Origin of the sequence: Herbiconiux dendrobii (genome assembly GCF_052048175.1) — a bacterium.
Classification (GTDB): domain Bacteria; phylum Actinomycetota; class Actinomycetes; order Actinomycetales; family Microbacteriaceae; genus Herbiconiux.
In genome coordinates this window covers 700,628-714,481 of record NZ_JBLZQV010000001.1, presented here as the reverse complement: position 1 = coordinate 714,481, position 13,854 = coordinate 700,628, and the positions used below count along the sequence as shown (strand labels likewise).

Genomic DNA, 13,854 nt, shown 5'->3' with positions numbered 1-13,854 from the left:
TTATCGCCCTGACTCGAAAACCTTCCGGGGGTCGATGAGAATCGGCCCCCGGTACTTTTGTGCCCGCGGGGGGCCCGCGCCGTGCCCGCAGGGGGCCCGCACTGTGCCCTCAGGGGGTTCGCACCGCGCCCGCGCTGCACCCGCACCCGCGGTGCTCGCCTCAGTCCTCGTCCGCGCTGCGCGGAACCTCGAGCCAGAGGGCGAGCTCGGCCTCGCCCGCGGAGGCGTCGTCCCGGGCTCCGGATGCGCCCGGGTCGCGCAGGCCCACGATGGTCACCGCGACCTCCTCGTCGTCGTGCACGGTGCGCACCACCATCCGGTCGGCGTCCGTCTCGCCGATCTGCTGCGCGATGACGGCGGTCACCCGGGCGTGCGCGGCGCTGTCGAGGTCGTCGATGCCGCCGTCGTCGAGCAGCGTCACCTCGACACCGCGGCGGCGCGCCGCCATCACCTCGTGCCGCACCCGGTCGTCCAGCAGCCGCCGGCCGCGGATCTCGTCGCGCATGGCCGCCTCCAGGTGCAGGCACTCCCGCCGGGCGTCGTCGTCGAGCCGGCCGTCGCTCGTGATGATGCGGCGCAGCATCGGCGCCACCCTCCGGTTCATCTGGCCCAGCCGCACCCGGCGCTCGTAGAACTCGGCCTCCTCCTGGGCCTGCCACTCGGCCGCCCGGTGCTCGGCCTGCTCGAACAGCCGGGCGTCGCGGGAGGAGTGCTCGATCGCGGTGGTGGTGGCCTGTGCCACTCCGGCCCAGATCGGCCCGCCGATGGCGCCGAGCTCCGGCAGGGCGAGCGGGTCGCCCGACCACACCAGCATCGCCAGCACCATCACGGCGAGCCCCGTCCAGCCGAACCACGGACGCTGCCGCACCACCGTGATGGTCATCAGCGTGCCGATCGCGCCCACGATCCAGGTGGCGTAGCCGTTCTGCACGGCCGGATCCAATTGGGTCAGTACCAGGATCAGCCCCACCGACGCCACGGCGACGTTGACCGCGGCGAGCGGGGCCGGCATCCGGATGCCCGAGAACGGCGCGAGGCTCAGCACGGTCGCCGCGCCGTAGAGGGTCATCGCGACGATCGCCGGGCCGGGCGAGTACGGCAGGTCCAGCGCTGAGATGCCGAGCACGATGTGCAGGGCCGAGAACAGGGCGGCGAGGCCCACCAGCAGGAACCGCGGGACGCCGATCATGCGAAGCGGCCGTCCTGGTCGCCGCCCGGCCATTCGAGCACGACGGAGGTGCCCGCGCCCGGTGCGGAGCGGATCTCGGCGATGCCGCCGACCGAGTCCACCCGCTCGCGGATCGAGATCCGCAGCCCCAGCCGGTCGGCGGGGACCGCGGCCGGGTCGAAGCCCGCGCCGTCGTCGGCGACCACCACACTGAAGCCGGCGTCGCCCCAGCCGTGCACCGTCAGGGTGCGGTGCACGACGCGTCCGTCGCCGGCGTGGCGGATGCTGTTGACCATGGCCTGCACGGTCGCCGAGTACACGCCCTCGGCGACGCGGTCGGGCACCAGCGCCCGCAGGTCGCCCTCGGCGGTGAAGCGGATGTCGGCCGCGAGCGTGTCGGCCAGGGCGCGGCAGCGCTCGGCCAGCACGTGCAGCGGCTGCAGCCGGCCTCCGGCGGTCTCGGCGTCGGCGCTCTGCAGCGCCACCAGGGCCCGTTCGGCCATCTGCACGGCGAGGGTGCGATCGGCCTCCGACGCCGAGCGGGAGGCCGCGAGCAGCGACGAGAGCACCCGGTCGTGGATGACGGTGTCGACACGGGTGCGCTCCTGCTCGGCGGCGTGCTGTTTCGCCGCCTCGGCGTAGCGCCCGGTGGCGGTGGCCTGGGCGTCGTCGACCCGGCTGGCGGCCGCGCGCAGAGCGGCGACCACGATCACGATGAACGCGCCGAGCACCAGGGCGTAGAACGCGTCGAGAACCGCGATCTCCCACGGGGCCTGCCCGCCGACCGGCAGGATGCGCAGCACCGCGTAGATCACCGGCACGGCGACGGTGTAGACCCCGGCCCAGACGATCGGGAACGCGATGCCGGCGGCCGCGATCGCGACCGTGACGATGTACCAGAGCCAGGGCTGCGTGCCGATCGCCGCATCCGCGTCCCGTACCGCGAACGGCCAGAGCAGCAGGATCACCACGAACAGCCCCGCGAACACCCCCATGCTCACACGGATGCCGCGGCCGAGCAGCGAGCACACCGCGGCGGCGGCCAGCGATCCGAAGACCCCGATCGCCACGCACCAGGCCCATTCGGGTTTGAGCGTGTGCACCGAGTCGTTCAGCACGGGGATGGAGAGCACCGCGAAGACCAGGCCGAACAGGCCCTCCAGCCGCGCGAGCGTGAGGTCGATGCGGGTGCGGCTGAGTCGCGGCCGGGCCGGCGGGGCCGGCGCCTTCGCCTTCGCCCCGGCGGTCGCCGGGATGCTAGCGGACATGCCCGCGGTCGTCGAACTGGCCGCGGTCGTCGAGCTGGCGCCGGTCGTCGAGCTGGCCCCGGTCGTCGAGGGCGAGGATGCCGTCCTCCACCGCCCGGCGCAGCAGCTCCACCTTGGAGCGGGCGGGCCGGCCGACCTCGACGTACTTGGCGCGGATGCGGTCGAGGTACTCCTTGGCCGTGGAGGCCTTGATCCCGAGCTTGAGGGCGACCTGCGACAGCGGCAGTCCCGAGGCGTACAGGTGCAGCACGTCGCGCTCGCGCTGGGCGAGCTGCGCCTTGCCGAACTCGCGGTCGGCGTCGATGGCGCTCGCCCACTCGAGGTTGTTGAGCACGTCGCCCCGGGCCACGGCGACGATGGCCGCGACGACCGCGCTGGTGGCGGCGGACTTCGGGATGACGCCGGCGGCCCCCGCGGCGAGCGCCTCGCGCACGAGCCCCACCCGGTCGGCGATGCTGTGCACGAGCACGGCCGCGCCGAGGGCGAGGGCGTGCTGCACGTTCTCGGTGACGGTGAACCCGTCGCCGAGGCTGAGGTCGAGCACCACGACGTCGCAGTGCGTCCCGCCCAGCGCGACCCAGAGCTCGCTCACCGAGGCGCTGGCGGCCACCACCTCGAGACCGGCGTCCTGGCACGCCGCGCGCACGCCGAGGCGCACCGACTCGTGGTCGTCCACGATGGCCACCCGTACGGCGGCTGCCGCCGGCGCCGTCGTCTCGTCCGTGCCGCTCGCGGCGGCGTCATCGTCGTCGTGCACTGCCCACCCCTCGAGAAGTCCGGTATCCATCCTACGGCGGCCGCCGATCGTCCCCGGCTGGGCGCTCGCCCGGTCAGGAGCGCACGAGCACCCCGATCGTCTCGACGTGGTGGGTGTGCGGGAAGAGGTCGAAGGCGCGCAGCGAGGCCAGCTCGTAGCCCGCCTCGCGGAACAGGGCCACGTCGCGGGCGAACGCCACCGGGTCGCAGGCCACGTAGACGACCTGCGCCACCTTCAGGCGGGTCAGCGAGCCGACCACCTGCTTGCCGGCGCCGGATCGCGGCGGGTCGATCACCATCGTCGCCGCGGCGAGCCGCTGCAGCTCGTGCGCCGAGGACTGCTTCTCGAGGTCCGAGAGGTAGCGGTCGACCCGCGCGGTGACGGCACGGGCGCCGATCCACTCCGCCAGGTTGGCCGAGGCGAAGTCGGTGGCGGTGGCGTCGCTCTCGACGGTGGTGATGCGCGTGGCCGGGCCGAAGCGGTCGCCGATCGCCGCGGCGAGCAGGCCCACGCCGCCGTAGAGGTCGTGGTTGGCGGCCCGCGGATCGAACAGGGCGGCATCCGTCTGCTCCTGAACCGCGGTGCTCAGGGTGCGGGCGGCGTCGCGGTGCACCTGCCAGAAGCCGTTCTCGGCCAGCCGGAACTCGCGCTCGCCCACCCGCTCGGTGATGGTGGCGGGCTTGCGGGCGGGGGCCGCCCCCGAGGTCGGGGCCGAGCTCGTGCGGGAGCCGGTTCCGGATGCGGCGCCCGCGCGGGCGCCTCGCCCTCCGGCGCCGCGCGCCGCTCCCCGCTGGGACCCCCGCGGACGCCCGCGGCCACCGGTCTTCGAGAGCTCCTCGGCCACGCGCGACACCCGCACCTGCCCGTCGGCGGTCTCGACGAACTCCACCGCCACGGCGTCGTCGACGAGGCGGGTGAGCGCGGCGGCCTCCTCGATCGCAGCGGTCGCCAGAGGCAGGTCGTCGACCGGGATGACGGTGTGCGAGCGGGCGGCGTACGGGCCGATGCGCCCGTCGGGGCCGACGTGCAGTCGCAGGCGCGTGCGCCAGCGGGTTCCGGGGGCCGCGGGCTCCGGCGCGGCATCCGCCCCGATCGCCTCGACCTCGACGCTGCGCTCGATGCCGCCCATCCGCTTCAGCGCGTCCTGCAGCACCACGGCCTTCAGCGCCCGCTGCCGCGGCAGCGCGATGTGTCCGAACTCGGCACCGCCCGCCCGCTGCTCGGGAGCGCGTTCCACCGACGCGGCCGACCACACGTGCGGCACCCGATCCGGCGACGCCGTGAGCACCTCGACCGTGTCGGCCCGCCAGAACGAGCTCTTGGCGTCGTCGACGATGCGCGCCAGCACCCGCTCGCCCGGGATGGCGTCGGCCACGAACACCACCCGACCGTCGAGCCGGCCCACCGTCACGCCGCCGTGGGCTACATTGTCGATGTCCAGCTCTACGAGCCCGTTCCGGTCTGTATTCATCCTCCGAGCATCCCACAGCTCGCTCCTGGAAGGCCCTCCGTGCGCCTGTACCTCGCCTCCACCTCGCCCGCCCGTCTCGCGCTGCTGCGCCAGGTCGGCATCGAGCCCGTGCTCGTGCCCTCGAACGTCGACGAGGAGGCCGCGGTGGTCGCCGCCGAGCAGGCCGGCGGCCCGCTGACCCCGGATGCCATGGTGCAGCTCCTCGCCGAGGCCAAGGCCGAGGCGGTGGTGGGGTCGCTGGTGGACGGCGAGCCCATCGACGGCTTCATCCTGGGCGGCGACTCGGCCTTCGAGCTCGACGGCATCGCCTACGGCAAGCCTCATCGCCCCGAGGTGGCCCGCGAGCGCTGGCTCGCCCAGCGCGGCAAGAGCGGGATCCTGCACTCCGGCCACTGGCTGATCGACCACCGCGGCGGGCAGTGGCGCGCCGCCGCCGGCCGCACCGACCACGCCGAGCTCACCTTCGCCGACGACATCTCTGACGCCGAGATCGACGCCTACGTCGCCTCGGGCGAGCCGCTGCTGGTGGCGGGCGCCTTCACCATCGACGGGCTCGCAGCCCCCTTCATCCGCACCATCACGGGCGCCCCCTCGGCGGTGATCGGCATGTCGCTGCCCGTGCTGCGCGACCTCCTGGCGGGTTTCGGCGTCTCCTGGACCGACTTCTGGAATCCGGATGCCGTGGCCGACCCCGGTCTCTGACGCCCGCTTTCCGGCCGGGCCCGGCCCGGAGCATCCGGTGCCATTGTCCGACTCCGCCAGGGTCGCGGCCGCATTTTTGTGAGCACATGCCAAAGGAGCGATGGGCGGCGGCAATAAGCTAGGTGATTATGCCTCGAATCACCAAGGTCCTCATCGCCAACCGGGGCGAGATCGCCGTGCGCGTCATCCGTGCCGCCCGGGACAGCGGAATCGCCTCCGTCGCCGTCTACGCCGACCAGGATCGCGACGCCCTGCACGCCCAGCTCGCCGACGAGGCGTACGCGCTGGAGGGCACCACGAGTGCCGAGACGTACCTGGTGATCGACAAGATCCTGTCGGTGGCGCGCCGCTCCGGCGCCGACGCCGTGCACCCGGGCTACGGCTTCCTCGCCGAGAACGCCGACTTCGCGCGGGCGGTCATCGGCGCGGGCCTCACCTGGATCGGACCCTCGCCCGAGGCCATCGAGAAGCTGGGCGACAAGGTCTCCGCGCGCCATGTGGCCGAGAAGGTGGGCGCTCCGCTCGCCCCCGGCACGATCGATCCCGTCACCGGTGCCGACGAGGTGCTCGACTTCGTGGCGATCCACGGCCTGCCCGTCGCCATCAAGGCGGCGTTCGGCGGCGGCGGCCGCGGCCTCAAGGTCGCCCGCACGGTCGAAGAAGTACCGGAGATGTTCGACTCGGCCACCCGCGAGGCCATCGCCGCGTTCGGCCGCGGCGAGTGCTTCGTCGAGAAGTACCTCGACCAGCCTCGTCACGTCGAGACCCAGTGCCTCGCCGACGCCTACGGCAACGTCGTGGTCGTCTCCACCCGCGACTGCTCGCTGCAGCGCCGTCACCAGAAGCTCGTCGAGGAGGCTCCCGCGCCGTTCCTCTCGACAGAGCAGAACGACCTGCTCTACTCGGCCTCCAAGGCGATCCTCAAGGAGGTCGGCTACCTCGGCGCCGGCACCTGCGAGTTCCTGATCGGCAAAGACGGCACCGTCTCGTTCCTCGAGGTGAACACGCGACTGCAGGTGGAGCATCCGGTCTCCGAAGAGGTCACCGGCATCGACCTGGTGCGCGAGCAGTTCCGCCTCGCCGAGGGCGGCACGCTCGACTACGCCGACCCTGAGCCGCACGGCCACTCGTTCGAGTTCCGCATCAACGGCGAAGACCCGGGCCGCGGCTTCCTGCCCTCCCCCGGCCCCGTGCACGTGTTCAAGCCCGCCGGCGGCCCCGGTGTGCGCGTCGACTCGGGCGTGCAGGCCGGTGACGTGATCTCCGGATCGTTCGACTCCCTGCTGGCCAAGCTGATCGTCACCGGCGCGACCCGCGAAGACGCCCTGGAGCGCGCCCGCCGCGCCCTGGACGAGTTCGAGGTCGCCGGCCTCCCGACCGTGCTCCCCTTCCACCGCGACGTGGTGCGGAACGAGGCCTTCGCGCCCTCCGACGGCGAGCCCTTCTCCATCTACACCCGCTGGATCGAGACCGACTACGTCAACCCCGCCGAGCCCTGGAGCGGTTCGCTCGAAGACGCCGCTCCCACCCCCGAGCGCCGCACGGTGATCGTCGAGGTGGCCGGCAAACGCGTGGAGGTCGCCCTCCCCGCCCGCCTGGGTGCGGCCGGCGGCCGGTCGAGCGGATCGGGCGCCGCGTCGTCCGCCGCAAGCGTCGGCGCCCCGCCGAAGCGCCGCGGTGCTGCAGCCTCCGGCGTCTCCAGCGCCACGGGCGACTCCGTGAAGGCCCCCATGCAGGCCACGGTCGTGAAGATCGCCGTAGCCGACGGCGACACGGTGGTGAAGGGCGACCTCGTCCTGGTCCTCGAGGCCATGAAGATGGAGCAACCCATCACCGCCCACAAGGACGGCACCATCTCGAACATCCAGGCCGCAGTAGGCAGCACCGTCTCCTCCGGACACGTGCTGCTGACCATCGGCTGACGCGCCACCGACGGGGCCGCTCGGAGCGGCACACGACGTCTCAGGCCGTACTCGACGACCCAAGGTGAGCGTGTGGCCGAACGGCCCGACCGCAGGCCGGGCCGTTCGACCGCGCGCTCACATGTCGCGCTGCGCCGGGCAGGGACCGGCGCAGCCCGGTCACGCCGAGCGAAGCCCGGCGCGACCGGCAGCTAGCTACAAGACGATGTGCATGGCTCGGGCGGCATCCGAGATGCTGCCCGACAAGCTCGGGTAGACCGTGAAGGCTCGGGAGACCTGGTCGACCGTGAGGCGGTGCTCCACCGCCAGGGCGATGGGGAAGATCAGCTCCGAGGCGTTCGGGGCCACCACCACTCCACCGATGACGGTGCCGGAGCCGGTGCGGGCGAAGAGCTTCACGAAGCCGTCCTTGATGCCCATCATCTTGGCGCGCGGGTTGGAGGAAAGCGGCAGCTTGTAGATGTCGCCCTGGGCGATGCCCTCCTCGATCTGGCGCTGGGTCCAGCCCACGGTCGCGATCTGCGGCTGGGTGAAGATGTTCGAGGCCACGTTGCGCAGCTCCGTGGGGTTCACGGCGTCGCCCATCGCGTGGAACATCGCCGTGCGCCCCTGCATCGACGCGACGGAGGCCAGAGGCAGGAAGGTGGTGCAGTCGCCCGCGGCGTAGATGTTCGGCGCGCTGGTGCGGGCCACCCGGTTCACGCGGATGTGCCCCGAGTCGGAGAGCTGGATGCCGGCCTCCTCGAGGCCGATGCCCTTCGTGTTCGGCACCGAGCCGACCGCCATCAGGCAGTGCGAGCCCTCGACCTTCGTGCCGTCGGACAGGGTGGCGACCACGCCGTCGGCGGTGCGCTCCACCGAGTCGGCCCGCGACTTCGAGAGCACGGTCATCCCGTTGCGCTTGAACACGTTCTCGATCACCGCGGCCGCATCCGCGTCTTCACCCGGCAGAACCTGGTCGCGCGACGAGATCAGCGTCACCTTCGAGCCGAGCGCGGTGTAGGCCGAGGCGAACTCCGCGCCGGTGACGCCCGATCCCACCACGATCAGGTGCTCGGGAACGGCGGTGAGGTTGTAGAGCTGCGTCCAGGTGAAGATGCGCTCGCCATCGGGCACGGCCGTGGGCAGGATGCGCGGGCTGGCCCCCACGGAGATCACGATGGTGTCGGCGTCGATGTGCTCGAAGTCGGTGCCGCCGTCGCCCGCACCGGTCGAGACGATCACGGTGTCGGGCCCGTCGAGCCGCCCGTGCCCGTTGAGCACCTTGACGCCGGCGCGGATGAGGCTGGCCCGCATGTCCTCCGACTGCTGCCGGGCGAGACCGAGCAGACGTTTGTTGACCTGTGCGAGGTTCACCGCCACCTCGGGTCGCACCGGGCGCCCGTTCTTCTCGCTGCGGGAGAAGAACTGCACGCCGAGATCGGCGGCCTCCCCGATCGCGTTGGTGGCCTCGGCCACCGCGATCAGGGTCTTGGAGGGCACCACGTCGGTGATGACGGCCGAGCCGCCCACCCCCACCTGCTCGATCAGGGTGACCTCGGCGCCGAGCTGCGCACCCGCGATCGCGGCTTCGTACCCGCCCGGCCCGCCCCCGACGACGGCGACACGTTGTTTGCGCTCGAACTCATAGGCCATGAGGCCATTGTCCCGCCTGAGAGCAGGCTGGCAAAACCAACGGCGGATGACATCTGAACGGGACGCCCGATTCGGCTAGGGTTTCGGTGTGATCCAGGGGCATGTGCACGAGTCCGTCGTCGTCGGGAGCCGACCGTGAGCGCCGCGGGCACTCCGGGGCGCAAGCGTCCGGTGGCCCGCGTCTTCGTCGCCGCAGTCGTCGCCCTGCTGATCGGCGTGGCCGGGATCGCGCTGTTGTCGATGCACCCCGACGAGCCGATCTCGCGCTCCTGGCACCTGTGGGTGATGGCCGTGGTGGGCATCCTCGGCGGTCTCTACTTCCTGGTGGCCGCGATCGCGCGGGCCGTGTCCCAACGGGATCGCTGAATGAATAGAGTGGATGGATGTCGATTACGAGCACCAATCCCCTCGATGACCCCGCATCCGACCCGTTCGCGATCGCCCGTGAAGCCGCCGCGCAGATCGCCGAGCTGACCGGGGTCGCGCACCACGACGTCGCCCTCACCCTCGGCAGCGGCTGGGGCAAGGCCGCCGACCTGCTCGGCGAGACCGTGGCGAACGTGCCCGCGAGCGACGTCGTCGGGTTCGGGATGCCGGCCGTGCCGGGCCACGTCGGCACGCTGCGCTCGATCCGCCTGACCGACGGCCGGCACGCGCTGGTGATCGGCGCCCGCACCCACTACTACGAGGGCCACGGGGTGCGCCGGGTCGTGCACAGCGTGCGCACCGCGGCCGCCACCGGGGTGAAGACGATGGTGCTCACGAACGGTGCCGGCGGCATCAAGGAGACCTGGACCCCCGGCACCCCGGTGCTGATCAGCGACCACATCAACCTCACGGCCGACTCCCCGCTGGAGGGCGCCACCTTCGTCGACCTCACCGACCTGTACTCCGCCCGGCTCCGCGAGGTCGCCCGCACGGTCGACTCCTCGCTCGACGACGGCGTGTACGTGCAGTTCCGCGGCCCGCACTACGAGACCCCGGCCGAGGTGCAGATGGCCAAGGCCATCGGCGGCCACATCGTGGGCATGTCGACCGCGCTCGAGGCCATCGCCGCCCGCGAGGCCGGCATGGAGATCATCGGCTTCTCGCTGATCACGAACCTGGCGGCGGGCATCCAGAAGACCCCGCTCAGCCACGCCGAGGTGATCGAGGCCGGTCGCAACGCCGAGTCGAGGATCGGGGCACTGCTCGCCCGGGTCGTCGAGGCCCTCTAGGCCGCACCGTGACGACTGCGGCCAGCGGATCGGCGCCCTCCGCCGACGACTTCCCCAACGACCTCGAGGTGCTCGCCGAGGAGGCGCTCGCCTGGATGGCGCAGGATCCCGACGAGGAGACCCGCACCGAACTGGCCGACCTGCTCGAGGCGGTGGGGCGCAGTGCTCCGGATGCGGCCGACGAGCTGCGCTCACGGTTCGGCACCCGGCTGGCCTTCGGCACGGCCGGGCTGCGCGGCGAGCTGGCGGCCGGCCCGAACCGGATGAACCGGGTGCTGGTGGGCCAGGCCGCGGCCGGCCTCGCGGCGTTCCTGCTCCAGCGGGCGGCCGGGGGCACCGAAGGCTCCGGTGGCGGAGAAGGCACCGGCGGCGCGGGCGCCTCCCCCTCGATCGTGATCGGCTACGACGGCCGCAAGAACTCGCGGGTCTTCGCCACCGACACGGCCGAGATCATGGCGGGCGCCGGCATCCGGGCCGTCCTGCTGCCGCGGCTGCTGCCCACGCCGCTGGTGGCCTTCGCGGTGCGCGAGCTCGGCGTCTCGGCGGGTGTCATGGTGACCGCCTCGCACAACCCGCCGCGCGACAACGGCTACAAGGTCTACCTCGGCGACGCCGACGAGGGGTCGCAGATCGTCTCGCCGGTCGACGCGCAGATCGCCGCGCAGATCGACCGCGTCGCCGCGACGGCGAACGTGCTCGAGCTGCCGCGCTCGAACGACTACGAGATCGCACCGGAGAGCCTCGTCGACGCCTACGTCGCCGCCACGGCGGCCATCGCGCTGACCGGCCCGTCGCTGAGCCGGGCCCGCGCCGCCGGATCCGGCACCGCATCCGAGGCCCCCTCGCTCACCGTCGTCTACACGGCGATGCACGGCGTGGGCTGGGAGACCGTCTCACGCGTGCTCGAGGCCGCCGGGTTCCCGGCGCCCGTGCTGGTCGACGCGCAGATCGCCCCCGACCCCGATTTCCCGACCGTGGCCTTCCCCAACCCGGAGGAGCCCGGTGCGCTCGACCTCGCCTACGCACGGGCGCGCGAGGTGTCGGCCGACCTCATCATCGCGAACGATCCGGATGCCGACCGCCTGGCGGTCGCGATCCCCGACCCCTCGTCCACCGAGGGGTACCGGCCGCTGACCGGCAACGAGGTCGGGCAGCTGCTCGGCTGGCGCACCGCCGAGCTCGCGAGCTCCGAACCGCTGACGGCCGATGCGGACGCCCCCTCCCCCTCCCTCGCCTGCTCGATCGTCTCCTCGCCGGCGCTCGGTGTGGTCGCCGCCGAATACGGCCTCGGCTGGGCCGAGACGCTCACCGGGTTCAAGTGGGTCTCCCGCGCCCCCGGCCTGGTGTTCGGCTACGAGGAGGCACTCGGCTACCTCGTGAACCCGACGACCGTGCGCGACAAGGACGGCATCTCGGCCGCCGTCGCCTTCCTCAGCCTCGCCACGGCGCTGGCCGCCTCCGGGCAGAGCGTGGCGGATCGCCTGACCGCGTTCTCGGAGCGTTTCGGCCACTACGCCTCGGCACAGATCTCGCTGCGGGTCACCGACCTCGCGCAGATCGACGTGGTGATGGCGAGGCTGCGCGCCGATCCGCCCACCGAGATCGGTGGTCTGCCGGTCGAACGGATCGACGACCTGGCGCCCGGTTCGGACGCCCTGCCGGCCAGCGACGTGCTGCGGATCGCCCTGCCGGGCGCGCGCGTGATGGTGCGCCCGAGCGGCACCGAGCCCAAGCTCAAGATCTACCTCGACACCTGGAGCACCGAGGGCTCGGCCGTCGACCGCCGCGAGGCCGCCGTCGACCTGCTGCAGCGCCTCGAGGGCGGCATGCGCGACCGCATCTCCTGACGGCCGGGTGGTCGCGGGTGCCCCGTGTGCCGGTCGCGCTCGCCGGGCTCGCCGTCCGGAGTGGAACGTCGTAGCGTCGGAGTATGACTACCGTCGCGGACACCCTGGTCGAGATCATCGCGGATGCGGGGGTGCCCCGCGTGTACGGACTGCCCGGCGACTCGCTGAACGGCTTCACGGATGCCATCCGCCGGCAACCGGATCTCGACTGGGCCCACGTGCGGCACGAGGAGGCGGCGGCCTTCGCGGCAGCCGCCGACGCCGCCCTCACGGGTGAGCTCGCGGTCTGCGCGGGCAGCTGCGGGCCGGGCAACCTGCACCTGATCAACGGGCTCTACGACGCGAACCGCAGCCGGGTGCCGGTGCTCGCCATCGCAGCCCAGATCCCGGCGAGCGAGATCGGCAGCGGCTACTTCCAGGAGACGCACCCGCAGGAACTGTTCCGCGAGTGCAGTGTGTACTGCGAGCTGGTGAGCACCCCCGAGCAGCTCCCGCGCGTGCTCGAGATCGCGATGCGCACCGCGATCGAGCGGCGCGGGGTGGCTGTGGTGGTCATCCCGGGCGAGATCTTCCTGGCCTCCTCGGCCGGGCGGCCCAAGTCGGCGCCCATCCGGGCGACGCATCCGGTGATCCGTCCCGACGACGCCGAGCTCGCGCGGGCCGCCGGCGTCCTGAACCAGGCGAAGTCGGTCACGATCCTGGGCGGCGCCGGCACCGAGGGCGCGCACGCGCAGGTGCTCGCCCTGGCCGAGAAGCTCAAGGCGCCGGTGGTGCACGCCCTGCGCGGCAAGGAGTTCCTCGAGTACGACAACCCCTACGACGTGGGCATGACGGGCCTGCTCGGCTTCGCCTCGGGCTACCGGGCGATGGAGAGCTGCGACGCGCTGCTGATGCTCGGCACCGACTTCCCGTATCCGCAGTTCTACCCGTCGAAGGCGCAGATCGTGCAGGTCGACGTGCGCGGCGAGCAGCTCGGCAAGCGCACACCGATCGACCTGGGACTCGTGGGCGACGTGGGCGACACCGTCGACGCCCTGCTGCCGCTGCTCGAGGAGAAGACGAACCGCAAGCACCTCGACTCCTCCGTGGCCCACTACGAGAAGTCACGCACGGGGCTGGATGCGCTGGCCGACAACGACCACGATCGGGAGCCGATCCATCCGCAGTACGTCGCCCGGCTGGTGAGCGAGCTGGCGTCGGAGGACGCGGTCTTCATCCCGGATGTCGGCTCCCCCGTGGTGTGGGCCGCCCGCTACCTGACGATGAACGGCCGGCGCCGCCTGATCGGCTCGTTCACCCACGGCACGATGGCCAACGCGGTACCGCACGCCATCGGGGCGCAGAGCGCGTTCCCGGATCGGCAGGTGATCGCCCTGTCCGGCGACGGCGGGCTGTCGATGCTGCTGGGCGAACTTCTCACCCTGCGGCAGAGCGAGCTGCCCGTGAAGATCGTGGTCTTCGACAACTCCTCGCTCAACTTCGTGGAGGTGGAGATGAAGGCGGCCGGGTTCGTGAACTTCGGCACCGACCTCGACAATCCCGACTTCGCGGCGGTGGCGAGCGCGATGGGCCTGCACGCGCAGCGGGTCGAGAAGCCGAGCGAGCTGGAGGGGGCGCTGCGGGCGGCGTTCGCGCATCCGGGACCGGCGCTGGTGAACGTGGTGACCGCGCGGCAGGAGCTGTCGATCCCGCCGACCGTGACGGCCGAGCAGGCGAAGGGGTTCACGCTCTACGCCATCCGCACGATCCTGTCGGGGCGCGGCGACGAGCTGGTCGACCTGGCCGACACGAACATCCTGCGGCGGCTGTTCCACTGAGCGCGGTGCGCTCGCGGGCCGGGCGGCGAGGCTGACCCGCTCGGCGCGGC

General features: G+C 72.4%; 11 protein-coding genes. 6 read left to right on the top strand and 5 right to left on the bottom strand.

Annotation, left to right across the window (positions count from 1 at the left end; genetic code table 11):
* Positions 1–160: 160 nt before the first annotated feature.
* The 4 genes from ACN4JJ_RS03355 to ACN4JJ_RS03340 are packed head-to-tail and all read right to left on the bottom strand — an operon-like array spanning position 161 to position 4,664.
* On the bottom strand, positions 161–1,189 hold the full coding sequence (locus ACN4JJ_RS03355; protein WP_440708482.1) for a DUF8320 family protein: 1,029 nt from the start codon (positions 1,187–1,189) through the stop codon (positions 161–163).
* Positions 1,186–2,436, bottom strand: coding sequence for a sensor histidine kinase (locus tag ACN4JJ_RS03350; RefSeq protein WP_440708481.1), 1,251 nt, complete (start codon positions 2,434–2,436; stop codon positions 1,186–1,188). Before ACN4JJ_RS03350 ends, ACN4JJ_RS03355 begins: the two co-directional genes overlap by 4 nt.
* Positions 2,426–3,223, bottom strand: coding sequence for a response regulator transcription factor (locus ACN4JJ_RS03345; protein WP_440708480.1), 798 nt, complete (start codon positions 3,221–3,223; stop codon positions 2,426–2,428). The genes ACN4JJ_RS03350 and ACN4JJ_RS03345 overlap by 11 nt, the downstream gene beginning before the upstream one ends.
* A 43-nt stretch (positions 3,224–3,266) precedes the next feature.
* On the bottom strand, positions 3,267–4,664 hold the full coding sequence (locus ACN4JJ_RS03340) for a class I SAM-dependent RNA methyltransferase (protein ID WP_440708479.1): 1,398 nt from the start codon (positions 4,662–4,664) through the stop codon (positions 3,267–3,269).
* Between the two features lie 39 nt (positions 4,665–4,703).
* Between ACN4JJ_RS03340 and ACN4JJ_RS03335 the strand changes: the two genes are divergently transcribed.
* Positions 4,704–5,366, top strand: a complete 663-nt coding sequence (locus ACN4JJ_RS03335) for a Maf family protein (RefSeq protein WP_440708478.1) — start codon at positions 4,704–4,706, stop codon at positions 5,364–5,366.
* Positions 5,367–5,494: 128 nt separating this feature from the next.
* Complete coding sequence (locus ACN4JJ_RS03330) at positions 5,495–7,288, top strand: acetyl/propionyl/methylcrotonyl-CoA carboxylase subunit alpha (protein WP_440708477.1); 1,794 nt, start codon at positions 5,495–5,497, stop codon at positions 7,286–7,288.
* Between the two features lie 195 nt (positions 7,289–7,483).
* Here ACN4JJ_RS03330 and ACN4JJ_RS03325 read toward each other — a convergent pair whose 3' ends face one another.
* Positions 7,484–8,923 (bottom strand): NAD(P)H-quinone dehydrogenase, encoded by a 1,440-nt coding sequence (locus ACN4JJ_RS03325; protein ID WP_440708476.1) that lies wholly within the window; start codon positions 8,921–8,923, stop codon positions 7,484–7,486.
* A 135-nt stretch (positions 8,924–9,058) separates the two neighbouring features.
* On the opposite strand from ACN4JJ_RS03325, the gene ACN4JJ_RS03320 reads away from it, so the two are divergent.
* The 4 genes from ACN4JJ_RS03320 to poxB all read left to right on the top strand — a co-directional run bounded on the left by ACN4JJ_RS03320 (position 9,059) and on the right by poxB (position 13,804).
* Positions 9,059–9,289 (top strand): hypothetical protein, encoded by a 231-nt coding sequence (locus tag ACN4JJ_RS03320; protein ID WP_440708475.1) that lies wholly within the window; start codon positions 9,059–9,061, stop codon positions 9,287–9,289.
* A 17-nt stretch (positions 9,290–9,306) separates the two neighbouring features.
* Positions 9,307–10,140, top strand: coding sequence for a purine-nucleoside phosphorylase (locus tag ACN4JJ_RS03315; protein WP_440708474.1), 834 nt, complete (start codon positions 9,307–9,309; stop codon positions 10,138–10,140).
* A 95-nt stretch (positions 10,141–10,235) separates the two neighbouring features.
* Positions 10,236–11,987: a phospho-sugar mutase gene (locus ACN4JJ_RS03310; protein ID WP_440708785.1), complete on the top strand. Its 1,752-nt coding sequence runs from the start codon at positions 10,236–10,238 to the stop codon at positions 11,985–11,987.
* An 83-nt stretch (positions 11,988–12,070) separates the two neighbouring features.
* On the top strand, positions 12,071–13,804 hold the full coding sequence (gene poxB, locus ACN4JJ_RS03305; RefSeq protein WP_440708473.1) for a ubiquinone-dependent pyruvate dehydrogenase: 1,734 nt from the start codon (positions 12,071–12,073) through the stop codon (positions 13,802–13,804).
* The last annotated feature ends 50 nt before the right edge of the window (positions 13,805–13,854 follow it).